At 43.9% G+C, this 25,895-nt stretch carries 24 protein-coding genes; 16 read left to right on the forward strand and 8 right to left on the reverse strand.

Annotated elements, in window-relative coordinates:
- Positions 1-27 precede the first annotated feature (27 nt).
- From MKY63_RS24985 to MKY63_RS24995, 3 genes are all read right to left on the reverse strand, one after another.
- A complete protein-coding gene (locus tag MKY63_RS24985) occupies positions 28-210 on the reverse strand; it encodes a hypothetical protein (protein ID WP_036676895.1) in 183 nt (60 codons plus the stop codon).
- Between the two features lie 227 nt (positions 211-437).
- Positions 438-1,667 carry an aminopeptidase gene (locus tag MKY63_RS24990; RefSeq protein ID WP_076143602.1) on the reverse strand — a complete coding sequence of 410 codons (1,230 nt, stop codon included), beginning with the start codon at positions 1,665-1,667 and terminating at the stop codon, positions 438-440.
- Positions 1,668-1,711: 44 nt separating this feature from the next.
- Positions 1,712-2,944 carry an aminopeptidase gene (locus MKY63_RS24995; RefSeq protein ID WP_038571402.1) on the reverse strand — a complete coding sequence of 411 codons (1,233 nt, stop codon included), beginning with the start codon at positions 2,942-2,944 and terminating at the stop codon, positions 1,712-1,714.
- Between the two features lie 178 nt (positions 2,945-3,122).
- Here MKY63_RS24995 and MKY63_RS25000 point away from each other — a divergent pair, with 178 nt between their 5' ends.
- Complete coding sequence (locus MKY63_RS25000; RefSeq protein ID WP_038571400.1) at positions 3,123-3,398, forward strand: hypothetical protein; 276 nt, start codon at positions 3,123-3,125, stop codon at positions 3,396-3,398.
- Positions 3,399-3,455: 57 nt separating this feature from the next.
- Here MKY63_RS25000 and MKY63_RS25005 read toward each other — a convergent pair whose 3' ends face one another.
- Complete coding sequence (locus tag MKY63_RS25005) at positions 3,456-4,772, reverse strand: TrkH family potassium uptake protein (protein WP_036677378.1); 1,317 nt, start codon at positions 4,770-4,772, stop codon at positions 3,456-3,458.
- 191 nt (positions 4,773-4,963) lie between these two features.
- On the opposite strand from MKY63_RS25005, the gene MKY63_RS25010 reads away from it, so the two are divergent.
- Genes MKY63_RS25010 through MKY63_RS25020 form a run of 3 tightly spaced genes read left to right on the forward strand, consistent with a single transcriptional unit; the run spans position 4,964 to position 6,329 of the window.
- The gene (locus tag MKY63_RS25010; protein ID WP_036677380.1) at positions 4,964-5,317 is read left to right on the forward strand and encodes a VOC family protein; all 354 of its coding nucleotides are present in this window, start codon (positions 4,964-4,966) and stop codon (positions 5,315-5,317) included.
- Positions 5,318-5,342: 25 nt separating this feature from the next.
- Positions 5,343-5,771, forward strand: a complete 429-nt coding sequence (locus tag MKY63_RS25015; protein WP_076106756.1) for a GNAT family N-acetyltransferase — start codon at positions 5,343-5,345, stop codon at positions 5,769-5,771.
- Positions 5,772-5,795: 24 nt separating this feature from the next.
- Positions 5,796-6,329, forward strand: coding sequence for a GNAT family N-acetyltransferase (locus MKY63_RS25020; RefSeq protein WP_076296602.1), 534 nt, complete (start codon positions 5,796-5,798; stop codon positions 6,327-6,329).
- A gap of 50 nt (positions 6,330-6,379) precedes the next feature.
- On the opposite strand, the gene MKY63_RS25025 is transcribed toward MKY63_RS25020, so the two are convergent.
- Positions 6,380-7,690 (reverse strand): hemolysin family protein, encoded by a 1,311-nt coding sequence (locus MKY63_RS25025; RefSeq protein WP_036676912.1) that lies wholly within the window; start codon positions 7,688-7,690, stop codon positions 6,380-6,382.
- A 114-nt stretch (positions 7,691-7,804) separates the two neighbouring features.
- On the opposite strand from MKY63_RS25025, the gene MKY63_RS25030 reads away from it, so the two are divergent.
- The 8 genes from MKY63_RS25030 to MKY63_RS25065 all read left to right on the forward strand — a co-directional run bounded on the left by MKY63_RS25030 (position 7,805) and on the right by MKY63_RS25065 (position 19,310).
- Positions 7,805-8,572 carry a DUF1836 domain-containing protein gene (locus MKY63_RS25030; RefSeq protein ID WP_036676915.1) on the forward strand — a complete coding sequence of 256 codons (768 nt, stop codon included), beginning with the start codon at positions 7,805-7,807 and terminating at the stop codon, positions 8,570-8,572.
- A gap of 82 nt (positions 8,573-8,654) precedes the next feature.
- Positions 8,655-9,866 (forward strand): MFS transporter, encoded by a 1,212-nt coding sequence (locus MKY63_RS25035; protein ID WP_094900681.1) that lies wholly within the window; start codon positions 8,655-8,657, stop codon positions 9,864-9,866.
- 187 nt (positions 9,867-10,053) lie between these two features.
- Positions 10,054-11,613, forward strand: coding sequence for a TerB N-terminal domain-containing protein (locus MKY63_RS25040; protein WP_076316473.1), 1,560 nt, complete (start codon positions 10,054-10,056; stop codon positions 11,611-11,613).
- A gap of 15 nt (positions 11,614-11,628) precedes the next feature.
- Positions 11,629-12,948: an ATP-binding protein gene (locus MKY63_RS25045; protein ID WP_036676916.1), complete on the forward strand. Its 1,320-nt coding sequence runs from the start codon at positions 11,629-11,631 to the stop codon at positions 12,946-12,948.
- The gene (locus MKY63_RS25050) at positions 12,945-15,143 is read left to right on the forward strand and encodes a DEAD/DEAH box helicase (protein WP_076296605.1); all 2,199 of its coding nucleotides are present in this window, start codon (positions 12,945-12,947) and stop codon (positions 15,141-15,143) included. The genes MKY63_RS25045 and MKY63_RS25050 overlap by 4 nt, the downstream gene beginning before the upstream one ends.
- A gap of 172 nt (positions 15,144-15,315) precedes the next feature.
- Positions 15,316-16,986 (forward strand): spore germination protein, encoded by a 1,671-nt coding sequence (locus MKY63_RS25055; RefSeq protein WP_036677387.1) that lies wholly within the window; start codon positions 15,316-15,318, stop codon positions 16,984-16,986.
- Between the two features lie 37 nt (positions 16,987-17,023).
- Positions 17,024-18,127: a GerAB/ArcD/ProY family transporter gene (locus MKY63_RS25060; RefSeq protein WP_076106749.1), complete on the forward strand. Its 1,104-nt coding sequence runs from the start codon at positions 17,024-17,026 to the stop codon at positions 18,125-18,127.
- Positions 18,120-19,310: a Ger(x)C family spore germination protein gene (locus tag MKY63_RS25065; RefSeq protein ID WP_076273240.1), complete on the forward strand. Its 1,191-nt coding sequence runs from the start codon at positions 18,120-18,122 to the stop codon at positions 19,308-19,310. The genes MKY63_RS25060 and MKY63_RS25065 overlap by 8 nt, the downstream gene beginning before the upstream one ends.
- A 76-nt stretch (positions 19,311-19,386) precedes the next feature.
- Here the strand turns inward: MKY63_RS25065 and MKY63_RS25070 are convergent, their stop codons facing one another.
- A complete protein-coding gene (locus MKY63_RS25070; RefSeq protein ID WP_036676925.1) occupies positions 19,387-19,695 on the reverse strand; it encodes a DUF4190 domain-containing protein in 309 nt (102 codons plus the stop codon).
- A gap of 24 nt (positions 19,696-19,719) precedes the next feature.
- On the reverse strand, positions 19,720-20,499 hold the full coding sequence (locus MKY63_RS25075) for a GNAT family N-acetyltransferase (protein WP_076316472.1): 780 nt from the start codon (positions 20,497-20,499) through the stop codon (positions 19,720-19,722).
- A gap of 188 nt (positions 20,500-20,687) precedes the next feature.
- Here MKY63_RS25075 and MKY63_RS25080 point away from each other — a divergent pair, with 188 nt between their 5' ends.
- Together MKY63_RS25080 and MKY63_RS25085 are read left to right on the forward strand one after the other, a co-directional pair.
- Positions 20,688-21,908 (forward strand): MFS transporter, encoded by a 1,221-nt coding sequence (locus MKY63_RS25080; protein WP_339810165.1) that lies wholly within the window; start codon positions 20,688-20,690, stop codon positions 21,906-21,908.
- Positions 21,909-21,947: 39 nt separating this feature from the next.
- On the forward strand, positions 21,948-22,478 hold the full coding sequence (locus tag MKY63_RS25085; protein WP_339810167.1) for a GrpB family protein: 531 nt from the start codon (positions 21,948-21,950) through the stop codon (positions 22,476-22,478).
- Between the two features lie 10 nt (positions 22,479-22,488).
- Here MKY63_RS25085 and MKY63_RS25090 read toward each other — a convergent pair whose 3' ends face one another.
- A complete protein-coding gene (locus MKY63_RS25090) occupies positions 22,489-23,352 on the reverse strand; it encodes an AraC family transcriptional regulator (protein ID WP_339810169.1) in 864 nt (287 codons plus the stop codon).
- A 257-nt stretch (positions 23,353-23,609) separates the two neighbouring features.
- Here MKY63_RS25090 and MKY63_RS25095 point away from each other — a divergent pair, with 257 nt between their 5' ends.
- Positions 23,610-24,908, forward strand: coding sequence for an alpha-glucosidase/alpha-galactosidase (locus MKY63_RS25095; protein WP_036676934.1), 1,299 nt, complete (start codon positions 23,610-23,612; stop codon positions 24,906-24,908).
- A gap of 180 nt (positions 24,909-25,088) precedes the next feature.
- Complete coding sequence (locus MKY63_RS25100; RefSeq protein WP_339810171.1) at positions 25,089-25,766, forward strand: succinylglutamate desuccinylase/aspartoacylase family protein; 678 nt, start codon at positions 25,089-25,091, stop codon at positions 25,764-25,766.
- The last annotated feature ends 129 nt before the right edge of the window (positions 25,767-25,895 follow it).

A 25,895-nucleotide genomic window follows, 5' to 3' on the forward strand; every position in this document is an offset into this window, starting at 1 on the left:
TTTTCCAATAAAGTTATATCCATCACATTAAGGTTCCAACATAGGCGCCAAGTAAGCAATCAGGAAATACAAGAATCCAAAAAGCAGCATAACATAGGCAGTGTATTTAATAGCATTAGATGCAACAATTCTTGAATCTACCGGTGGTTGAATTTCTAGCTGTTCTTCTTCGATGCTGTCAACTTCTTTGGATACTGGGTCTCTCAACATGATAATCCCCTCCTTGGAAATTCAATCCTTAATTGTATTGTGACATATTTGTGAACGGAAATCAACAATAGTGTGAACAAATATTGAACATTTATTCAAATTTGGGCATTTTACCACCTGAAATGTTGTTGTTAAAACAAAAACAACCCGCTTACTCTCTAATTAGAGAGCTAAGCGGGTTGTTTGAAGTTGGTTCTATCTAGGATCTAACGGGTGTTGTTTAAGCCTTAAGCCCAATCCCCATTACGGAAGATAGGTACTGTTGTTCCATCATCGTTAATTCCGTCAATATTCATTTCAGGAGAGCCCATCATAAAGTCAACATGGGTATGGCTTTGATTCATTCCTTTTTCCAACAGCTGTTCCTTAGTCATCGTAATTCCTTCTTGAATTGTGAAGGCATAAGCTGCACCTAAAGCCAAATGACAGGAGGCATTCTCATCATACAACGTAGTGTAATAAAGAATACCGCTCTCAGAAATCGGAGAGTGGAAAGGTACCAAAGCAACTTCGCCAAGATAGGAAGAGCCTTCATCCAGCGCGATTAGTGATGCCAAAGTTTCAGCGCCTTCTTCAGCAGTAAAATCAATCACTTTACCGTTCTCAAAGGTCAGCGTGAAGTTATTGATTAGATTGCCGCCGTAGCTAAGTGGCTTAGTGCTGCTCACTTTACCATTAATACCAGACTTCAAAGGGGCAGTAAACACTTCTTCCGTAGGAATATTGGCTAAGAAAGGGACGCCCTTACCGTTCACAGCTCCAGCCTGACACCAGATGTGTCCTTCCGGCAACTCAATAGTTAAATCTGTACCAGGTGCTGTATAGTGCAGCTTGCGAAACTTACTTTCATTCAAGGAAGAGCAACGAGTTTTGAGTCCATCTAAATGGCGGCTCCATGCTTCAATAGGATCGTCCTGATCCGCACGTGTGGCTTTAAAGATGGCATCCCATAACAGTTCAACCTGCTGCTCGGATGGAGCGTCAGGGAACACTTTTGCAGCCCAAGAGGCTGATGGGAAGGCAAGACCGCTCCAGCTCGCATGATTTCCCATTAAGTACTCACGATATGGCGCTAGGGTCTGCCCAGAGATACGCTGATTATCGGCAATTCTTCCAGGTTCAACGCCTTTTAAAAGATCCGGGTCAGCAGAGATAATGGTTAGAAATGCCGCTCCCTTTTTAGCAAGATCCTCTAATTCATCGGCTTGCCACTGCGGCGGCTCCAGGAAGGAATCGGATGGAGCAAGATCATATCGTGTACGTAATACAACTTCATCACTATAATTCACCTTTACAAGTCTCGCGCCGGCTTCATAGGCTTTACGAACCACAAGTCGCACAAGCTCTGCGGATACAATATCTGCATTCACAACGAGTGTCTGACCCGGTTGAATATTAACGCCAATCTTCACGGCCAGCAATGCGTAATTCTCCAGCTTTTGCTTGAAATCCAACATAGTTTCTATTCCTCCCAATATCCTGTATCTCTTGTGTGCTTAAATTAGAACGCCCAGTTTCCATTCAGGAAGACAGGTTCTTCAGTTCCATCAGCAGTTATCCCGTAAATGTTCATCTCAGCTGACCCGATCATGAAATCCACATGGGTTACACTATTGTTGAGGCCATGCTCAATTAACTGCTCTGGATTCATGTCTTTACCGCCTTCTAAACAGAAGGCATAAGCCATACCTATAGCAAGGTGATTAGAAGCATTTTCGTCAAACAATGTGTTGTAATAAAGAATGTTGGATTCAGAAATAGGGGATTTATGAGGAACCAAGGCAACTTCCCCTAAGTATTTCGCTCCTTCATCCATACTAATGAGGTGCTCTAGCGCTTCTTGACCTTGCTCAGCAGTAACACTTACAATACGGCCGTTCTCAAAGCTAATAGAGAAGCCATCGATGATGTTGCCGCCATGACTAAGTGGCTTTGTGCTTCTTACAGTGCCATTAACACCAGTTTTTAGTGGTGCAGTGAAGACTTCTTCGGTAGGCATATTGGCTACAAAAGAATGACCTTTTGCATTAATGCTGTCTCCTTGTGCCCAGATATGGCCTTCAGGAAGCTCGATGCTAAGGTCAGTGCCAGGTGCTATGTAATGCAGCTTTTTATATTTTTTTGCATTGAGTACATTTGCTTTTTGTTCTAAGGTGTCGAGATGCTCCTGCCATGCAGCTACTGGATCTTCACGGTCAAGACGCACGGTGTGGAAAATGGCTTCCCAGAGTTTATCTACACGTTCTTCGGCTGGAACCTCAGGGAACACTTTATCCGCCCAAGCTTGACAAGGAACAGCTACAATACTCCAGCTAACTTTGTCGGACATTTGCATTTCACGATATTTGGTGAGGGCAGCTCCACGTACTTTTTGAAAATTGGAGATACGTACTGGATCAATACCTTTAAGTGCATCAGGATCTTCAGCGATCACGTTAAGGATAGCCGCACCTTTTTCGGCGAATTCAGTCATTTCACCTGCGTACCAAGTAGGAGGCTGAGTGAATACCTCTGGCGCAGCGTGTTCAAACTGTTGGCGTGTAATGCTCGCATCACTCCAGTTCACCTTAACTAAACTTGCTCCGATGGCATATGCCTTAGCGGTAATTAGACGTACGAAATCAGCGGCAAGAATCGGTGCATTCACCACTAGAATTTGCCCGGGTTGAACATTAACACCTATTTGTACAGCTAAATCTGCATATTTACTAAGCTTAGCCTGAAAATCAGTCATTGTAATTTCCTCCATTTACTAATAGTTTAGTACTTTACAAGCATTGTACTAAATTATTAACCGCCGGATGAAAAAAGTCAATTACGTGGAATTTACAGAGCAAAGAGAAGGAATTACAATCATTTCAATGATATACTGAAAGGGTAGCTGATTTGATGATAGGAAGGAAGATAAGTGGATGAATTTAGAGATCGTAAGTGCTGAAATGAGCCGTAAAGAAGATAAAAGTTATGTAGGGAGGACTGTATTCACTCTCGAAAATCATAAGGCTCCATATGAAATTACTTTCTTCAGTACAAGAGGAACGGAATGGGATTACAGTCTAAGCTTTGCGGGTGAGCCTGGGAGCGAGGAACAGTTCTTAGAAACGGATGCATTGCTGGAGAATGACGATGATGTGTACAATCAGTTGCTGGATGCGGCACTTGATCAACAAGAAATCGTGGAAGAATAATACTATTATTGATATGACGTCAGCGGCATTATCTGGTAGCCGCTGGCCATATCATGACTATCCAATCGTTATCTTACCTTCTGGGTAACGATACAGTTCTTTACTACCTTTTGGTTTCAAAGCATAAGCAAGTGTAAGTGGTCCGGTCCGGCCCATAAACATCAGGATAATCACTAGAACCTTTCCTGCCGTAGTCAGTTCCGGAGTAAGGCCCATAGATAAGCCTGAGGTTCCAAAAGCAGATACAGCTTCAAAAAGTACAGTTAGAAATTCAGCGCTCTCGGTCAAGGATAATAACATCGTAGCGATGACAAGCAGCATGAGAGACATTAATGTGATGGTAAGGGCTCTATATACATTTTCTTTAGCGATCCGGTGGCGAAACATTACAATATCTTCTTTCCCCCGTAATCGTGCAGCTACCGCAGTAACCAGTACGGCGAATGTAGTGATCTTAATTCCTCCACCCGTCGACCCAGGAGCAGCTCCGATAAACATCAATAGAATCATCAGAAATTGTGTGGATTGCCGTAAAAGTGGAACTTCAATGGTGGTGACACCACCAGATCGCGGAGTTACCGCTTGTAAAAAGGTCGCCCAAAACTTTCCGCTTGCACTCAAGGGCTTCAGCGTAGAATTATACTCCAGTAAGAAAAACAGCCCCGCACCAATAATAATCAATATAAGAGAAGTCCAAAGAACAACCTTTGAATGAAGAGTGAGTCTTCTGCGTTTAGGAAAGTCCATAAGATCAGACAGAACGATAAAACCAATCCCTCCAAGAAATATGAGGCTCATTGAGGTGAAGTTAACAATGGGATCATTTACAAAACGAGTAAGTCCGCTAAAGGGTCCATGAATATCACCGAAGAGATCAAAGCCTGCATTATTAAAGATAGATATACTATGAAAAATCCCATAATATGCTGCTTTCCCAAAGGGCATATCCATCATAAACCTTCCAGCAAACAACACGGCACCCGACAGCTGAATAACAAGAGAATAGATCAGGACTCTACGGATTAAGAGTACAATTCCCTGCATCGAATTTTGGTTCATAGATTCTTGCAAAAGGATTCGCTCTTTCAAGGATATCCGTTTATTAAGGACCAAGGTAATCAAAGTAGCCATCGTTACAAAGCCTAATCCTCCGATTTGAAATAAAATGAGTAGAACAACTTGTCCGAAGGTAGTTAGCTGAGTTCCCGTATCAATGACTGCAAGACCTGTAACACATGTGGCTGAAGTCGCCATAAACAAGGCATCGATAAAGGATATTTGTCCGGATGTTGAGGAGACCGGGAGACTAAGCAGAAAAGTCCCGGCAGTGATAAGGATTAAGAATCCTAGTGATAAAACTTTGGGCGGGGTCATTTTAAAACCACCGAAGTTCAGGTTAGCCAATGTAATTCTCCTGACGTACGTGATATTGGAGTAATGCTCACAGAATTATAACACAACTTACCAGCCCTTCCCTAAATGGAGGGAGGTAATTGACATATTTTATCGAATTATTCTAGAATAACACCCTATCCGTCAACTTTAAAGAGGAGGCTTTCTTAATGATGATAAGTCCGATTCTGAATCAGATTGGTGCTGTTTTTATTCCGGTAAAGGATATTGAGAAATCTAAACAATGGTATTGCCAATTGCTTGGACTGCCACTAGATGGAGAGGTATTATTCGGCCATTTATATGTAGTCCCTATGCAGGGACCGGGCATCGTTTTGGACAGTAAGATTTACACCGCTGAATCTGTTCTAAACATCCCTTCGTTTCATCTAAACACCGAGGACATTGATGCTGCTTATGATTATGTAAAGGCCAACGGAGGAGAGATTCTGACGGATATCGAACATGATCATTGGTTTAATTTTAAAGATCCCGATGGAAATGTGATTATGGTCTGTCGTTGTTAAGCGTTATATAGAAGGGAGTAGACGAATGATAAGAGAAGCTGTGCCCAAAGACGCTATCAATATTGAAGAACTATACCGGATTTTGCTGCCTGAGCATCCAGCTATTCATGTATCCCCTGAGCGACTGAAGCAGATAGCAGATCATCCGGATAGTTTTCTTTATGTGTACGAAGAACAAGGAATAATTGTCGGGTCGTTACATCTTCATTTTTGTATGGATGCTTTGTGTGACGATAGGCCCTTTGCTGTTATAGAAAGAGTTATTGTGGCTGAAAAAGTACGAGGAAAAGGGTATGGCGCAATGCTAATGAGACATGCCGAGAATGTAGCAATCTTCAAGGGAGCCCTTAAGATTATGTTATCAAGTGCTGCAAAGAGAGAAGAAGCGCATCGTTTTTACGAGCATCTAGGTTATGATGGCAGCTCCAGCAAGTTGTTCAAGAAGTATTTATAGTTATTTACGATTGGAAGTGATGATATGATGGTCACACTTAGAGAGCTGGTGCCGGAGGATGCAGGTGAATTGCTTCGACTTCAGCATCAGTTAGACCAGGAGTCCAAATTTATGTTATTGGAACCGGATGAAAGACAAGCTAGTCTTTGTCAGGTCAAAGAAATGCTCGAAAGCTTTCTGGCAGGGAAAACTTCAATTCTTATAGGGGCAGAGGTTGACAATCATTTGGCAGGTTACTTGTCTGTTAGAGGTGGAAGTGTTAGACGTAATAGACATAGCGCGTACATAGTGATTGGGATTCAGAAACAATATCAGGGGAATGGGATTGGAGCTGGCCTGTTCCGTGAGATGGACATCTGGGCTATGAACAATGGGATTGTTCGTCTTGAGTTATCCGTCATGACCCATAATCAAGCTGCTTTGGCGCTATATATCAAGAACGGGTTTGAAATCGAAGGGACGAAGCGGAAATCTCTTATTATCGATGGTGAGTGGGTGGACGAATATTATATGAGCAAAATTCTCCCAAAAGAAAAAAGGATAGAGGATCAGATTTAATCTGATGACCCTATCCTTTTTTTTATGAATAAAGGTTATGATTTCGTAATTTATGATGATTCAGTGTTGCTTGATTGTTCGATAACAACTTCAACCTTGCGGACACGGTATCTGTTCATCTCGCGGATGGTCAATGTTACATGGTCACGAACAATACTTTTGCCAATGGCTGGATCGGTAATATGACTGTATACCCAACCTCCAACTGTGGTCACTTCTTCATCTTCGAAATCAAGCCCTGTAAGATCCTTGACCTCTAACAGAGATACCTTACCATCGAATAGATAGTTAGTATCGCTTATTTTTTCGACTTCTCTGCGTTCATCACCGTCAAACTCGTCACGGATTTCACCAACGATTTCTTCCAAAATATCTTCAATCGTGATGAGACCGGATGTTCCACCATATTCATCAAGCAGCAAGGCAATATGCACACGCTCCAACTGCATACGAGTTAGAAGATTCTTGACTGGTGTCACCTCAGATACTGTCAGTACGGGTTGAATTAAGCTGTGGAAATCAAAATCAGGATTGTTATCATACTGCAAATAGAGCTGTTTCGTGTTGATCATTCCGATAATATTATCCTTGCTGCCTTGTGCCACAGGGAAACGAGTATATTGCTCCTTGCGGATAATTTCGAAATTTTCTTTCAACGAATGATTGGTAAAAAGACATACCATATCGGTTCGCGGAACCATGATTTCTTTGGCGAGCATCTCATCAAAAGTAAAGATTCGGTTAACATAGCCATATTCGGCTTTATTGATTTTCCCACTTTCGTAACTCTCGGACAAGATCAAACGAATCTCATCTTCACTATGCGCGTCTCCATGCTCACTAGCTGGTTTCATCCCAAAAAGTCGAACAAGCATATTAGCGGAACCGTTCATGAACCAAATGAGAGGGTACAAAATTCTGTAGAACCAAATAATCAGCGGTGAAGTAATTTGACCGATTTTTTCCGGAATGTTTATAGCTGCCGTCTTCGGAGCAAGTTCTCCGACAACGACGTGTAAGAATGTTGCAATGATGAATGCGAGTAAAAACGCAAGAGGGTGACTCACACTAGAACTGATATTGGCCCAGTCGAAAATCGGAAGCAATAACTGTTCGAATGCAGGTTCTGCCAGTGCACCAATACCCAGCGCAGTGATTGTAATCCCGAGCTGACAAGCGGATAAATAGCCATCGAGATTAGCGGATACCTTCTGTACTGCTAAGGCATTCTTCTTTCCGTCAAGCACCATTTGACTGATCTGGCTACCTCTAAGTCTCACCAATGCAAATTCTGTTGCTACAAAAAAAGCGGTTAAAATAATCAAAATAACCACCAACGTCAAACTAAGTCCTATACCCATATAATCTTTACCATCCCTTTCGTTCCTAAAATAGGTTATACTCATTATTATGAGTTCTTATGAACTATTCTACGAACTTTTCAGTAAAATATCAAATGGTGGAGGGAAACAGATATGGAATCATTTGCATTGACTCGTGTGGAGATGTCCAGTCTACTGCTCTCATTGACCGGATTGTCAGACCGGAAACCGCTGAATATCCTCCAAGAGGCATGGGCAAAGTTTCACCGTGAAGAATTACAAAAGGGGACTTCGTTACCCGCTTTTTTATCAACCAATGTTCCACCCATATTACAAAAGATCATTAAAGGCGGCCATGTAAAAGGCTTTTCACTTGGTGAAATTGCTTCATTGGGCCATCTTATAGAGTATTCCACATTGACCGTCACAGCTATGCAAAATTGGGTCAAGCGCGACTTCAAGGAATATCTCGGTTCGCCTAAAGAAGGAAAGAAATATTCGGTTAATCAGGCGGCGCTTTTGTTTATTATTGATGATCTCAAATCAGCCCTTAACTTTGAAAGTATTCGCCAATTGTTCCAGCTAATGTTCCTAAAGCCGGATCGCGATGATGATGATCTAATTGAACCGGCCAAGCTGTATTACGCATATGCAGGGCTTTTTGAGGAGATCAAAAGCAATCCATCGATTCAGACGCAATGTAAAGTAGATCAAGTGTTGCACAAGGAGTTCTCTTGGAAAGAAGATACCTCGTTAAAAAGCTCTATAGATCGTGTAATTAACCGGCTGACACATTTGTCGAGAGCGCAGAGAGAATCCGTTCGTAATATGCTGCTTATCGCCACAATTTCTGTGCAGACCTGTTATTTTCAATCGCTGGCTAGGCAATACTTTAATGCTGCTTTATTTCTTGATTTTTGAGCACTTCAATTTTAAAATGTATAAGTGAAACAATCAAAAGTAAGTTTTATTAGTTAGCAGGTTGAAATAAGGGGGCTTCGAAGTGAATCAAATGACACTGCTGCGGAATCCGAAACAAAGGAAATTACTCTTCAGCGCTGGCTTGAGCTGGATGTTCGATGCGATGGACGTCGGAATGATTTCTTTTGTTGTAGCAGCTTTAGCTAAGGATTGGAATCTGGGACCGGAGCAGATCGGTATATTGACTAGTATTAATTCCGTCGGTATGGCAGTAGGTGCTGCAGCGGCAGGAATATTAGCAGACCGCTTTGGTCGTAAACCGGTATTGCTGTGGACACTCCTTATTTTCTCGGCGGCAAGCGGATTATCTGCATTTGCAACAGGCTTTGCAATCCTCTGTGTGCTTCGTTTTATTGCTGGGTTTGGCCTTGGCGGAGAGCTGCCTGTCGCTTCTACCTTGGTCTCAGAGAGCATGCCTGCTCAGGAGAGAGGCCGTGCGGTTGTGCTTTTGGAGAGCTTTTGGGCAGTCGGTTGGATTGCATCTGCATTAATCGCGTTCTTCATTATCCCTGATTATGGCTGGCGTATAGCTTTCGGAATTGGGGCTGTACCTGCACTCTACGCTTTATATCTAAGACGGGCGATTGATGATTCACCGAAATTTGCTGAGATTAAAAAGGCACCCGTTTCCTTAAAGAAACGAATCGCTACCGTATGGTCGCCAGAATATCGCCGTTCTACAATTATGTTGTGGATTTTATGGTTTACGGTGGTGTTCTCGTATTATGGCATGTTTCTATGGCTGCCTACAGTTATGGTACTTAAAGGCTTCAGCTTGGTCAAAAGCTTCGAGTATGTGCTTATTATGACGCTCGCTCAGCTGCCTGGGTATTTTACTGCCGCTTACTTTATTGAAAAGTTCGGACGTAAATTTGTCCTAGTCATCTATATGCTGTTCACTGCGGTTAGCGCTGCATGGTTCGGAAATGCGACTACTGAAGGAATGCTGATGGCTGCCGGAATTTGTTTATCCTTCTTCAATCTTGGCGCTTGGGGTGGCATGTACGCTTATACGCCAGAGCTGTACCCAACGGCTATTCGTTCCACAGGTGCTGGTTTAGCAACGTCCTTTGGCCGGATTGGGGGCATTATCGCACCTTTGCTGGTAGGGGTTCTAGTAGGTAAATCTATGGCGATTGGCTCGATCTTTATGTTATTTTTTGTAACAATTATTATCGGTGCATTAGCGGTATTGTTCCTTGGCAAAGAAACAAAGGGTACCGAGCTTCTCTAAAGTGTGATTCTGCATTACATACTTGATGTTAATCTATCAACAGTGCTAAAATATCAAGAAGAAACGATGTTGTCGTCCTGTATGGACGACCACTACTATTACGTAAGAACAAAACGGTTCCTTCACAGTTGTGAACAGGACCGTTTTTTTACATTAATCCTTATTTATAAGGACGGAGCGATCGCACATGAGTAATGATAGGAAGCAGCCGCATTTCACAGAATTAGTCTGGGAAAGTACGGAACAAAATGTACCGATTCCGCCGCGAAATTCCCCTGAACCTGCGCTGCCTAAGTCATCTTCTAAGAATAATGGCAAAACAAATTCCACCCCTGAACCTTCATTACAGCTGCAGCTTTGGGATACAGAGATGGAAACGCCGGAGCCCGTGACTACCACCGAAGGGCAGTTCGTAACAAGAGCGAAGGAATTGGTTGATAAAACTGAGGATTCAGCGCTATTTGTTCCTTTTAAGAGTTACTGGCCTACATATGGCCATATGACAGGCACGCAGAGCAGATGGTATTTCTATTGGCGGAATGAAGTTAGACAAGGCAGATATCTGAAAACAGATCTTTCTTATATTTTTCTGCATGTATATGAGCTTATTAATGGTGTGGGGTGGACTGATCCTTATGATGGCTATAGGCAGCTAAATCAGATCTGGGAAGCTTACCGGGAAAGTTATAAACGCTTGGATCAATATTTTGGCGGCTGGATCGCGGACTTCTCTTTTGTACATCACTTGGATGTCCCGCTTTCTATCATTGTGGCTCGTTCACGTGGTCTTGCAGGAGATCTGGCGGAACTTGAATTAATGAGAGGCTTGACCGCAGCGCCTGAGCAACTAACCTTTGCAGTATTAACGGCAATGTCGGACTATGATATTAGTAAATCCAAGTTCTACATCGGAGAAGGCAAAGAAGCTCTTGAACAATACATTCCGCAGGTCGTGGCGTTAATCAATGCTTATGTCACCCGAAAACATGGCTCCAATCTAGTTGAAATGTTTCCACCTGGACCAGCGGTGATGCGGGAGCGTTATTTATTCCGAAGTGCCGTATATGACATTTCATTATATGGCTATTCTGTTCTTATACCGGTTGTACGTATTAGTAAATCTCCACCACTTCGCAGTCTGATTACCAGGCTATTTCGTCTGACTGAGAATAAACTACGGGAACTGATGGGCTACCGCGGACGACTTAAAGGTGTTAATGTGGATGCCGATATGGACGATTTGATCACTCGTTTTCTAAAGCGTGAGTACCTTAAAGAGACGCAGGAAGACAAGAGGCCGGCAGTCGTCATAGATCCGGAGAAGCTAGAACGCCTGAAAAGTGATTCTGAAATTGTACGGACGATGCTTACGGTTGAGAATATGGACGAGCAGGAAGATTACGAGGATAGCGAGATCGATGTAATTATCGATGAAATCGATCCAATAAAAGACAGCAAGGAAGAATTGTTGCCTGTAGATGTGATTGAAGAAGCTCAAGTGGTTAACATAGGGTCGGAGGCAGAACAGTTTGCCAATGCTTTAAGTCCACTACAACGGGTAGCACTGTTTGCTCTTTTGGATGAGGATGGAAGTCAATCTATGCTGAAGCTGGCTGCTGCCAATGGCACGATGTCAGAGCTTTTAATTGATGAGATTAATGAAATCGCAATGGATATTCTCGGTGATCTGATCATTGAGGGTGAAGACATTGTTGAGGAATATATCTCTATGCTGCGCAATATTTAATGAGGTGAACTTTGGATGAGTGAATTAAAAATACCTAAACGAATGACAACTGCGCTAGTCAATTCGTTGACGGCTGGTGTTGTTCCGCGTATCGGACTAGAGCATATAGCCGTTGGCCGCCGGCCGGAGATTGAAGCCATATTAAGAGATATGGAGAACATTGCAGAGGGTGGGGCAGCTTTTAAGCTGATTACAGGCAAATTCGGCAGCGGCAAAAGCTTTCTGCTTCAGATGATCCGTAATTACGCGATGGATCGTGATTTTGTAGTAGCAGATGCTGACCTCTCCCCTGAGCGCAGATTAGTGGGAACCAAAGGACAAGGCCTAGCGACTTACCGGGAGCTAATGAGCCATTTATCGACCCGCACACGTCCAGATGGTGGAGCGTTGGAGATCATCCTGCAAAAATGGATTATTACGCTACAGCAGTCCGTGATGCAGGAGAAGGAATATGGACCTGATCACCCTCAGCTTGGTGAAGAAGTAGAGAAGCGAATTTACGCTGTAGCCTCTGAAATGCGTGGTTTGGTGCATGGTTTTGATTTTGCCAAAGTACTCGCCTCTTATTGGAATGCACACAAGCTGGCTGATGATGACCAGAAACAGGATTCGCTTCGCTGGTTGCGTGGAGAATTTGCAACTCGGACAGAAGCCCGCAAAGCGCTTGGAGTTGGCGTGATTATTGATGATGATAATTGGTATGACTATATGAAGCTTTGGGCGGAATTTACCGCGGCTATTGGCTATAAAGGTCTGCTGCTGTTTATTGATGAAGGTGTCAATCTCTATAAAATTACGAACAGTATTTCCCGCCAGAGCAACTATGAAAAGCTGCTTACTATGTTCAATGATACGATGCAGGGGAAGGCAGAGAACCTTGGGATTTTTATAGGGGGAACTCCGCAATTTGTGGAAGATGGACGGCGTGGATTATTTAGTTATGAGGCACTGCGATCGAGATTGGTTGCAGGCCGGTACGGGGCGGCGGGTCTGAACAATTATACTGGACCTATCATTGCACTGGACATGTTATCACACGAGGAAATTCTGGTACTGCTGCAAAAGCTTAAAGGGATTCACGCCCTACATTATGGTTATGAAGCGCGTTTATCACAGGAACAATTGGTTCATTTTATGGAGGAAGCGGTTGGAAGATTAGGGGCTGAAGAACTCTTGACTCCACGGGAGGTAGTACGTGATTTCATGGATCTGCTGCATACGCTCCACCAGCATCCGGAGATTACTTTTGAACAGCTAGTGGGCGAAAAAACGGCTAAGCCAGCTGAGACTGAGCAAAATGAACTGGATGGGTTTCTGGCGGAGTTTGAATTATGAGCGATAATCCGTTCTATAGGCTGGCACCCTTCATTAAAGAGTTTATTTATAAGAACCGCTGGGAGACTTTGCGTGAGGCACAGGTGGATGCCTGCCGGGTGCTTTTTGACACCCCGCATCATCTGCTGATTGCCTCAGGTACCGCTTCAGGTAAGACAGAGGCAGCTTTTTTCCCTGCGCTTACTGAACTGTATGAACGTCCTTCCGGTTCGGTTGGCATTTTGTATATCGCCCCTCTGAAAGCTTTGATCAACGATCAATTTACACGTTTGAATGATTTGCTTCGTGAAGGCAACATTCCAGTGTGGCACTGGCATGGAGATGTACCACAAGCCGATAAAACAAAACTGGTGCAGAATCCTTCAGGCGTGCTGCAAATCACCCCTGAATCGCTTGAAGGATTGTTGATGAACCGCCCGAATGCTATTCCAGCGTTGTTCCATGATCTGCGTTTTATTGTCATTGACGAGGTGCATGCCTTTATGGGAGCTGACCGGGGGATTCAGGTGTTAAGCCAGCTGGCGAGAATCTCACGTATGGCGGGATGCTATCCTCGCAGAATCGGACTATCAGCTACGCTGAGTGACTACGCTTCTGTCACAGAGTGGCTGGCGGCGGGCACGCGGGAGAGCGTTGAAGTGTCCGCTCCACAAGGCGGGCGTAAGCTCAGGTTAAGTGTGGAGCATTTCTCTTTCCCGGATGCACGGGATGAGGTGCAGGCGGAGCATTTAGAACGTGCGAAGCAGTCTTATTACGATTTTATTTATGATCATACGCATCTGAAGAAGGCGTTGATCTTCACCAACAGCCGCTCAGATGCGGAGACGGCGACCCTAGAGATGCGGAGAACGGCCGCGAAGCGTGGTGAACGGGATGTGTTTCACGTTCACCACGGCAGCATCTCCGCGATGCTGCGTGAAGAGACGGAAGCCGCGCTGCGGCAAGGCACCGGACCGGCTGTTGCCGCAGCGACATTGACGTTGGAGCTGGGTATTGATCTGGGCGAGCTGGAGCGAGTGCTACAGGTTGGCGCTCCCTATAGCTGCGCAAGCTTTGTGCAGCGGTTAGGCCGCTCGGGCAGGCGTGGAGACGCTGCATCCGAGATGATCTTTGTCACGCCCGAGGAAGAGGACGAGGAAGCTCAGCTTCCGGCGCGGATGCCGTGGACACTGCTTCGAGCGATAGCGGTTATTGAGCTATATGTGCGCGAGAAATGGGTTGAACCCCTGGTCGTGCGTCAGCTGCCAGTTGGACTGCTATACCATCAGACGATGAGCATTTTGAAAAGTATGGGTGAGGCCGAACCGGATGATTTAAAAGAAGCGGTCCTGAGTTTGCCTTCGTTTAAAACCATAGATCCTACTGATTATGATATTTTCATGACCTATATGTTAGGCATGGGACAAATTGAGAAGATGGACGAAGGCAGCTTGATCATCGGGATGGCGGGAGAGAAGATCGTGAATAACTTCCGCTTCTACGCGGTCTTCAAAGATGATGAAGAGCATGTGGTCTATAACGGAACTGAGGAAATCGGATCGATCACAACGGTTCCACCACCAGGCTACTGTTTTACTCTGGCAGGTAAGCTTTGGAAGGTAGAAGAGGTGGATAATCGCCATAAAGCCGTTTATGTGAAAACCTCACGCGGCAAAGTAGATACGTTGTGGCTTGGTGCGGGTGGGGATGTACATACACGCATCATGAACAAGATCCGTGAAATCTTAGGAGCCACTTCATTGTATCCGTATTTAGCTCCGAGTGCGGCTGCGCGGCTCGAACGATCTCGTCGTTTAGCGAAGGAAAGCGGAATGCTTGTGCGATCCGTTATGCCGGCGGGTGGAGATTCTATGTTCATTCTGCCCTGGGCGGGCAGTCGGCAATTCCGCACGCTGGAGCGCCTTCTGAAGAACAATCTGAAGAGCCCTCTGGGACTGCGTTCTATCGTTCCGATGGAACCTTATTATATGGTTGTTGCGGGTAAAACTGATGCAGAAACGCTGGAAGCAGAGATCATTGCCGAAAGTATGGCTGCCACAGATCCATTATCATTGTTATCACCAGATGAAGCACCCTACCTCGGAAAATACGATGAGTTCATCCCGCATGAGCTGCTGCGCAAAGCTTTTTCCTTGGATGGATTAGATGTCCCGGGTCTGATTGAAGTTTTAAAGCAGTGGCAGCAACCTAATTAACCTTGAGCAGTAAACATCGAAAATACTCTAAATTGCAGACGCCCGCATAAGCGGGCGTTTTGTTATGTCCGGACCCATGGTGATAAATGAACTTTCCTTAAGTTTCAAATGTTGCATAAGAATAGGGTGGAAGGAGAATAGTACTAACAGATTCCTATAGAGGATGATTGCGATGTGGCCTAAAATAGTCTCTTATATTCCGGACTGGACAATTTTTATGCAGGCGGCGATTACGCTGCTCTTTCCCGTAGGGATTTTTTATCTTTACAGGCATTTGTATTTTTATGTTGGAAGCGGACGCTCTAAGGAAACAGAGGCCAAATCACAGGATGCGGAACTGAAGAAGAATGACAATCGGGAAGTAAATCCGCAGCCTCCTGTGTCTACTGCTTTTACTCAGGACTATGATGCCGATCTGACAGCGATAAAAACGGCATTGGGGGAGAACAGTGATGTACATTTTCGTGAATTCTCAGTTAAAGGTATTCAGGCACGTGCCGCATTAGTCTATGTAGAGGGGATGCAGCACGAAGAACTGATCAATCAGCAGGTGCTGCAGAATTTGATGTTTGCCGGCGAAACGCAGGCTTCAGAAGGAATATACAACTACTTGAAACAGAATATGCTCCCGCTAGCTCAGCTCAGTGAAGCCAAGGATTTAGACCAGCTGCAGGAGTTTGTCCTATTCGGATACACTGCGCTGATTGTCGAAGGCATGTGTGAGATGTTGCTGGTGGGTTCTCCGCATGGAGCAGTGCGCTCGATTACTGAGCCGACCTCAGAGGCTTTGCTGCGGGGGCCTCGGATTGGCTTTACCGAAGTGCTCAGTGAGAATACCTCTATGCTGCGGCGCCAAGGGCTTAATAAGAATCTGGAAATGAAAATGGTTGAAGTAGGCAGCGAAATCAAGAAGAACCTGGTTATCGCTTATATGAAAAACATTGTAAATCCTGATCTGCTCCAGGAAGTGAAGGAACGTATCTCCAAAATTGATATGGACTTTATTCTGGAATCCGGCTATGTGGAACAGTTGATCGAGGATGATTATTTAAGCCCGTTTCAGCAGACACAGAATACGGAAAGACCCGATCGGGTAATTGCTTCCTTGTTAGAGGGAAGAGTCGCTATTTTGCTGGATGGCACACCGTTTGCACTCGTTGTTCCAGTGACGTTCAGTATGCTTTTGCAGTCTCCTGAGGATTATTATGAGCGCTGGATTCCGGGTACACTTTTGCGGATACTCCGGTTTTGCGCATCATTTCTGGCTCTGTTGGCTCCGGCGCTGTATATTTCCTTTATCTCCTTTCATCCGGGACTGATTCCTACACAACTGGCGATCTCCATTATCGAAACACGCCAAGGTGTACCCTTTCCTGCATTAATTGAAGTGTTGATTCTGGAAATTTCCATTGAAATCTTGCGTGAAGCTGGAATCCGGCTGCCGAAGCCCATAGGTCCGGCAATGGGGATTGTCGGAGGTCTGATCATTGGAGATGCCGCGGTACAGGCTGGTATTGTGAGTCCGTTTCTGGTAATTGTTGTAGCCGTGACAGCGATCTCTTCATTTTCCATACCGATGTACAGTGCGGGGATTACTCTCCGGATCTTACGATTCGCAGGCATGTTATTTGCGGCGGTCCTGGGCATGTTCGGAACCATCCTTTTCTTCCTGCTTATTTGCAGTCATCTGACTCGGCTTTCAAGCTTTGGAGTTCCTTACGTCACCCCTATTTCCCCTTTCCGGTTAAGTGACTGGAAGGATTTGTTCGTCCGTGCACCGTTATCAATCATGAAGCGAAGACCGGAGATGCTGAAGACCCAGAAGAAAAAGCGCAGGTCCTAGAGAATGTATTCTTAGCAGGAGCAGAGGGGAGACCACAGTGTTCAAACGAACTGATGACAAGATCACAACCTCGCAGGCTTCCATAATCTTGACCAATTCAATGCTAGGTGCGGGAATTTTGACTTTGCCCAGAAATGTTGTTAAGGCTGTACAGACTCCCGATGCCTGGATTTCAGTAGTGCTGGGAGGTATCACCGTATCTTTGGTGATATTGGTTATGGTGAAGCTTAGCCAGCAATTTCCAGGGAAGACTGTCTTTCAGTATTCTAAAAGAATTGTTGGGAATCTTCCAGGCAGTGTAATGAGTACAATATTGATTCTGTACTTTATTGTGATAGCGGGTTTCGAAATCCGCGTTTTGGCGGAAGTAACATTGTTTTTTCTTCTGGAAGGGACACCGATCTGGGCGATTGTGATGCCGTTCATCTGGGTGGGCACTTATTTGGTGTATGGTGGGATTAATTCCATGGCCCGCGTGTTTCAGATTGTATTCCCGATCAGTATTTTTATCCTGATAATTTGTTATATCTTAAGTACCAGAATATTTGATATCCAGCATTTGCGTCCTTTTCTGAGTGAAGGTATGATCCCGGTGATCCGAGGCATGAAATCGAGCATCCTGATCTTTACCGGTTGTGAGGTTGTGATGACAATGACGGCCTTTATGGAGCATCCACAGCAAGCAGTCAAGGGAATGTTGGTTGGTTTAAGCATACCATTTGTATTATATTTGGTTACTGTTGTAATGGTTATCGGCGGCTTATCTATTAATTCTGTAATCTCCAGCACCTGGCCGACGATAGATTTGGTGCGGAGCTTTGAAATTTCAGGGTTCTTTTTTGAACGATTTGAATTTCCGTTGCTGGTTATCTGGCTGATGCAGATGTTCTGCAATTTTTGCAGCTTTTTCTTTAATGCGTCACTCGGAATCTCCCAGGTGTTTCACCTAAAGATCCATCCGGTTATGTTCGCTTTAATGCCCATCATCTTCATCTGCACGATGATCCCTCAACGCATCAATGATGTCTTCAGTCTTGGTGATGCGATTGGCTATATGGGTGTGCTGATCTTTATATTGCTGCCACTGTTATTGTCGATTGTATTAATCATTAGGAAGAAAGGACTCAAGCAGAATGTTTAGACAGCAGGTTATTCGCTTACTATTGGTATTTATGATTCTGCTTACGCAGTCCGGCTGCTGGAGCAGTAAGGAAATTGAAGACTTGAGTGTTTATACGGGATTGGCGCTTGACAAGGGGGAACCTCAAACAGTCGAAAAGAAATTTGAGGAACTCGGAGGAAGTTACCTTAAGCATAATAAATTGACGGCTACGGTACAAATTGTGCCTGAAAATGTAATTGGAAACTCCGGCAAAGAAGGTGAAACACCCAAAACTCATTTCCATAATATTTCAGAGTCTGGAGATTCCCTGCTTGAAGTATTCCGCCAGATTTCGATCCGCAAGAACCGTCCGATTATAGGCCATCACCTCAAGGTTGTTGTCATATCCGAGAAATTGATACAACAAGAGAAAATCCGACGGCTAATGGACTTTCTGTTGCGTGATAACGATATTCGCCCTAGCTGCCTCATCTTTCTTAGCCAAGGACGTGCGTCTGATACGCTAAACACGACAGCAGAGGAGGTTCCTTCTTTTCGTCTGGAGGACATGGTCCATAACCACTTCAGGACTAGTAAAGTTATGAAGGGCATAACATTGTCGAATCTAGATGCATTGATGTATTCGAAGCAAAGCTTTGTTTTGCAGAACGTTATTGAGGCAAATGGTGAGGTGGAGTTTTCCGGCGCCGGTATTATCAAGGGAGACACAGGATATTGGATCGGCAATCTGAACCAACAGGATGTGGAGAGTATTGCCTGGATCAAAGGCGATGTTAAAGGCGGGAGCATCAAAACATATGATCAGTCAAACGAAGCAATTACTTATGAGATTAAATCAGTCAAGAGCAAAATTACACTGAAGGAGACTGCTGATGAGAAGTTTTCCTTTCATGTTGCGATTGAGTCTGATGGACGTCTTATTGAGCATTGGGATGATAATGAGCATTCCGCGGAAGTTGCCTATTTCAAAGAATTGGAGAAGATATTCGAGGAGAGATTGACCGAAAAAATTAATGCTCTTATTCACAAAATGCATTCCACCTATAAAGTAGATGTGGCAGGGTTCGGAAATTGGTTCAGCATAGAAAAACCGCAGGTTTGGAAAAAGGTCAAGGATCATTGGGACGAGGAATTTATTCGGATGCCATTAACCTTTGATGTAAAGCTTAAAATCACCGATTTTGGTTCCACGACTGAATGAAGGGTTCACTTGATAAACGTGTTAACTCAAAAAGGATCTCAGCAGCCGATGATGGCTATTGAGATCCTTTTCATGGTTAGTAAGTAGAAGCTGCAAAAACAAACACAACCACGAATAATATAATAATTGCGTACATCAGCGTGCCCACAATTCCACATACCAGACCTGCAATCGCTAAGCCTTTGCCTTGTTCATAACGATTACGGATTTCCTTCAGCGATAAGGCGGATAGAATAATCGCAATAATTCCTAACAGAAAACCAATATAAGGCACAACAATGGAGAGGATTCCCAAGACAAAACCAGCGATTGATTTGCCATTCGTTGGTGCCGGAGGGGGTGGAGGCTGATAATAGTTCAAATTGTCATTTGGTGGATAGCTCATTAAAATCACCTCCAATAGAAATTGTTATTGAATGTAGTTAATCCAGTGCTCTAGCTGCACACAAGGGACAAGTCCAATAGATTCAGCTAGACGAATGGACGCTTGATTTCTTTCAAGGACGTGATAGCGTGGAATAAAGCCTCGTTCTAACGTTTCTTGTATGGCTGTGCGAACTACGATTTTCGCGTATCCGTATCTTTGAAATGCTTCTAAAGTATGTACAGCGCCGATTTCCCAGATCTGCTCTTCATTGCGGAACGCTAGGCAGGTACTAACCGGATTGTCGCCCTGAAAGATTGAAACGGAAAACGCTCCTTTTTGGAAATATTCCTCAATTTCTTCCTTATTGTAATGGTTAGCAGCCCAAAGTGGAAGTAGTCTGTCGTCAAATGAATGATTGATTGTTACCTCTTTGTCCTTAACATACCTTAACCCCTCAGTTGTGCTGTAAGAGAAAAACCCCCGAACTTTTTCTAAAGAAAAATGCGCAGACAGTGCCTCTTGGTACTTCACATCCTGCAGTTTAAAAACAAGCTTCGCCTCTGTGGGGAGCAGCGTTAGTAATGCTGGAAATATATCGGGGCAACTGTAATCCAAAAATACGATGTAATCCGCTTGAGGATATACCCTATGATCATATGCGTATGCTGTGGCTGGAAGAAGTAATACAATACCCCACTGATCACCATGCTCAACTAGATGTGTTTCCATGACTTCGTAGAAGGAGGTTAACATTTTTAACAAGCTTACATTCTTTAAGGGGTTCTTTTGTAGTTTGTTTATGATTTGTTCGTTCTGGTGCACACCCATCCACTCCTAGCTCAGATTTATATATTTTACTATAAATTGTACTTATGCAGATATTTATATTTTTGCTTTTACTAATCATTAATCTATTGAAAAAAGAAGGTTGACAGTGACTGATATAATATATTAGGGAAAATAAAGCTCGCTGTTTGAAGCAGCATACGTGAACGGAGGCACATAATTTCATGACACAATCTATCACAGACGCTGCTGTTCGTGTAGGAGAAGGTCTATCTAAGCAATTCATCCTAATTCTAGCCATTGCATCAGGACTAAGCGTGGCAAATATGTATTATAATCAGCCGCTCCTAGCTGAGATAGGACGCACATTTAATGCTTCCTCTAACGCAGTGGGATATGTATCGATGCTTACTCAAATCGGCTACGCGCTGGGAATGTTATTTTTTGTTCCACTAGGTGACATTCGTGAACGCAGAACACTGATATCCGGACTTCTTATTGCTGTATCACTGTCCCTAATTGGTTTCGCTACCGCACAAAACCTCACTTGGATGTATATCGCGAGCTTTGCTATCGGCATAACTACGGTGGTGCCGCAGGTCATCATTCCTCTCTCGGCTGAGTTAGCTTTACCGGAGGAGCGGGGGAAGGTTATAGGTACAGTAATGAGCGGATTGTTTTTTGGTATTCTGCTAGCAAGAACAATATCCGGAATTATAGGGGATATGTTTGGCTGGAGGGCGATGTACTGGATTGCCGCAGTAGTTATGTTATTGCTATCCCTTATTCTTTATCGGCTAATCCCGGCAACGAAACCAGACAATAATTCTTCGTACTCCGATCTGCTGAAATCAATGGGGCAACTGATTCGCAGATATTCGACGCTTCGTGAGTCATCTTTAATTGGGGCTTGCATGTTTGGCGGCTTCAGTGTGTTCTGGACTTCTCTAGCTTTCTTTCTGGAAGGAGAACCTTATCACTACAGTAGCTCAATCACAGGATTGTTTGGTCTTATTGGTGTAGCAGGTGCTGCTGGTGCTCCATTTATCGGGAGGTTAGCAGACAGAATTGCTCCCAAAAAGATTGTAGGAATCCTACTGTTAATTACATTGATTGCTTACGGATTTTTTGGTTTAGCCGGATTTACAATCTGGAGTTTGATTGCAGGAGTTATTATTCTGGATCTTGGGGTACAGGGATCACAGGTCAGTAACCAAACACGGATATATGCACTTGAACCAGCGGCTCGAAGTCGTATAAATACTGTTTTTATGGTCAGCACTTTTACAGGTGGAGCGATTGGATCCACGCTGGGAAGTTTTGCATGGCAGCATTGGGGCTGGAGTGGCGTCTGCTTAATGGGGGGAACGCTTGTTGTAACCGCTCTATGTATATGGATAGTCTATAGAGTGATCGAGAAAGAGGATATACCGGAGATTAGCTAGAAACGTATTATATTACCTTTTATTATACCCGGGAGGTGTTTGATCATCGCTGAGAAGACGAAAGTTATAGAGGTTGTCCCGTATAACCCAGAGTGGAAGGCAGAATTCAATAGATTAAAAGAACAGCTCTTATCTTATGTCGGAGATCTTATTATTTCTATCGAGCATGTGGGCAGTACTTCCATTGAAGGGCTGGCTGCTAAACCTATCATCGACCTAGATCTTGTGATGGAAAGCTACGATGTACTCCCACAAATCATCGAACGTTTACAACAGCGTGGTTATAAACACCAAGGGAACTTGGGAATAGAGGGCAGAGAAGCGTTTCAAAGACTTCAGGATGACGGGTTTATGAAATATCATCTGTATGTTTGCCCTAAGGATGGAAAAGGCTACTTGGAGCATATCGCTTTCAGAGACTATCTGCGATCGAATACAGCAGCGCGTCAAGCGTATGCAGAGGTCAAACAGCGCCTGGCAGAACAACATCGTTATGACATTGATGCTTATTGTGAAGGAAAGACAACGTTTGTTACCTCTATTTTATCTAAAGCCATGAAAGAAACGTAAGAAAGATCAATCATTTGCCCGTTCGAAGATGATTTCGAAATTCACTTGGAGACATGCCGCTCCACTTACGAAACTGCTTGGAGAAGTATAACGCGTCATTGAAACCGACCGAGGAAGAGATCTGGTCGATGGTCAGCGTTCCTCCTAGCAGTTTTTTTGCGTTATCCATACGAACCTTTAATAAATATTGTTTGGGAGACATGCCGATCTTTTGTTTAAAGACTTTAGAGAGATGCGCTCTATGATAGCCTAGAGACGATGCCATATGGTCGATACTGATCTGTTGATGAAACTGCAGAGAAATCCAACGGATCGCTTGATCGATCTGGCGGTCGATAACATCCGGTAATTCTATCGATTGAGAGGAAAGCGAACTTATGTTCGCAATACCGAATTTGTGCACTAGCAGCCGCAGCCAACCCGAAGCTTCTAAGCTCTCCAGTCGAGGATAAGCAGATTGCTGAAAGGATAAACGAATATGTTCATATATTTTATGTATCTCTATTAGGTTATCTAAGTGGATTATTGGCTTGTCCCTTGTAATTCCCACTTCCTGTAGTAGCTGTTCAACCGCTTCCCCTTGTAAGGCCACCCATACATATGTCCACGGACGATCCATGTCTGCCTGATAGCTAAATAACGCACCCGGAAAAATTACAAAGGTATCCCCCTTACTACATCCCTGTGAATTACTGCCACTTTGAAAAACACCTTTACCATCAATTACTGTATGAATGAGATAGTAATCATGAACAGAGGGGCCCATTTTATGGCCAGGAACAGGCTTGCCTTCTCCGCTGAATAATACAGATAGGTCATGATCATCGGGAGCCAGATTAAACCCTGCTGTAAAATGATAATGCTCTGAAGCCATTCACTTAGGACCTCCCCAAGATTGCTTTTATAATACATTTAGAGTATAGGATTGAATATACAAATGCAACAAACGTCCATATTTCTCTTGTATTTCTCCATACTCATTGGGACCGCTCTCATTTATAGTGATTAGTGAAGAGAGCAGACGGTTATGATCTAACATCCTAGTGTTTATAAGGGAATTATAGTTTACTCTACTCCATAAAACTGCGATGTTAACACCGTTCACCTCACCTATAAGGAGGAATATTTCACATGTCTAAAATTACATTTATCGGAGCGGGTAGCACCGTATTCGCCAAAAACGTGTTGGGAGATTGTATGAGAACGCCAGCCCTGCAAGGGTTTGAACTTGCCCTGTATGATATTGATCTGCAACGCCTTAAAGATTCCGAGAATATGCTTAATAATATAAAAGAGAGCAGCGGCAGCACTTGTGTTGTGAAATCCTATACGGATCGTAAAGAAGCTTTGCGTGGAGCTAAATATGTCATTAATGCAATCCAAGTGGGAGGTTACGATCCTTGCACCATCACAGATTTTGAAATTCCGAAGAAATATGGCTTGCGGCAAACGATTGCGGACACAGTTGGCATAGGTGGGATATTCCGTAACCTGCGTACTATTCCAGTGATGCTGGACTTTGCTGCGGATGTACGGGAGGTTTGTCCGGACGCACTCTTTATGAACTATACGAATCCTATGGCAGTTCTGACCAATGTGATGAATACCTATGGCGGTGTAAAGACGGTGGGATTATGTCATAGTGTGCAGCATTGTATTCCGGGCTTGTTCGAGCATCTGGGTATGGATCAGACAGGTGTTCAGGCTAAGATCGCTGGGATTAACCATATGGCTTGGTTATTGGAGGTTACTAAAGACGGCGAGGATTTGTATCCGGAAATTAAACGCCGTGCCGCTGAGAAGCAAAAAGAACATCACGGAGACATGGTCCGTTATGAAATGATGCTTAAATTCGGTTACTACATTACGGAATCTTCGGAACATAACGCAGAGTATCATCCTTATTTTATCAAACGTAATTACCCTGAGCTTATCGAACGGTTTCAAATTCCACTCGACGAGTATCCACGCCGCTGTGTAGATCAAATTGAACGTTGGCAACAAATGCGGGAAGAATTGGTTAATAACAAAGAACTTAAACATGAACGTTCGCATGAATATGCGTCTTATATCATGGAAGCCATCGAAACTAATGTGCCTTTCAAAATAGGTGGCAATGTTATGAACACAGGTCTTATCACCAATTTGCCAAATGAAGCATGTGTAGAGGTCCCTTGTTTAGTAGATAGAAGCGGAGTAACTCCGACCTACGTGGGAGATCTGCCTCCACAGTGCGCCGCACTGAATCGTACAAACATTAATACACAATTGTTAACGATCGAAGCAGCGATTACCCATAAGAAAGAGCATATCTATCACGCCGCAATGCTCGATCCACATACAGCTGCTGAATTGTCGATGGATGACATTACAAATATGTGCGACGAGCTGATCACAGCCCATGGAGACTGGCTCCCAGCGTATAAATAAATTAACTAGTTAGGACTAAGGAAGCCTGAGAAATCAGGCTTTTTTTGATTGTATTTCTACGAAAAACGAATGTTATCTTTAAAAAAGACAACGTCGTTTCTTCTTGCTTATCTGTCTAGGACAACTGGGGGACATCGGAATACACATATATGGATTATCTAAATGTGGAGGTGATCCTTTATGATCGTTGAAAGCTATACCTTAGCATCGTCCACAGCTTATGCTACCCCTTATTATGTGATTAGAGGTGAGCTTCCTGGTCCTGTCTTTATGGTGGTGTCGGGGATACATGGGAATGAGACAGGAAGTATTCGTGCCGCACAACTCATTGTAGAACGTTTTAACCAGAGAAGGTTGTATATACACCGGGGCACGATCATTGTAGTACCTCTAATGAATCAAAAAGCTTACCGCAAACGGATCAGAGGTGTACCCGATTTAAATCGCACCTTTCCACGTTCTAACAAAGTAGTGGCAAAACATCCATTAGCTTCAGCTTTGCTACAGCTAGTACTAAGATATCGTCCCACCTGGTTTCTGGATCTTCATGAAGCAAATGGGTTGTCACAAAAAAATCCGAAGCGACTTGGCCAGTCGATCATCGTCACTCCGGGAAGCCGAGGAATAGGTACAGCAAAACGTGTCATCAAAGGCATTAATCGAACGATTCCCAAAACCGCTTATCATTTTAATATCCGTTTACGGGAGCGCCCCGGCTCCTCAAGGGCAGCCGTTACCCGTATATTAGGGGCTAAAGCATTTACTGTGGAAACCTGCTGGAGCCTTGATCGTGAGCTACGGATTCGCTATCAGATAGATATTGTTAGCCGTTTTTTAAAAAGTGCTGGATTATTGTGATGGAGAAAATATCTGATAACTGTGTAAGCTGGTTCTTAGATCCTAGGAATCAGCTTTTTTGCCGATACAAGAAAGGTAATTGACAACATTGAGTATAGTGTATATATTACATATATACATTGATAACAC

The organism is Paenibacillus sp. FSL R7-0189 (assembly GCF_037969925.1).
Taxonomy (GTDB): Bacteria; Bacillota; Bacilli; order Paenibacillales; family Paenibacillaceae; genus Paenibacillus_AQ; species Paenibacillus_AQ odorifer.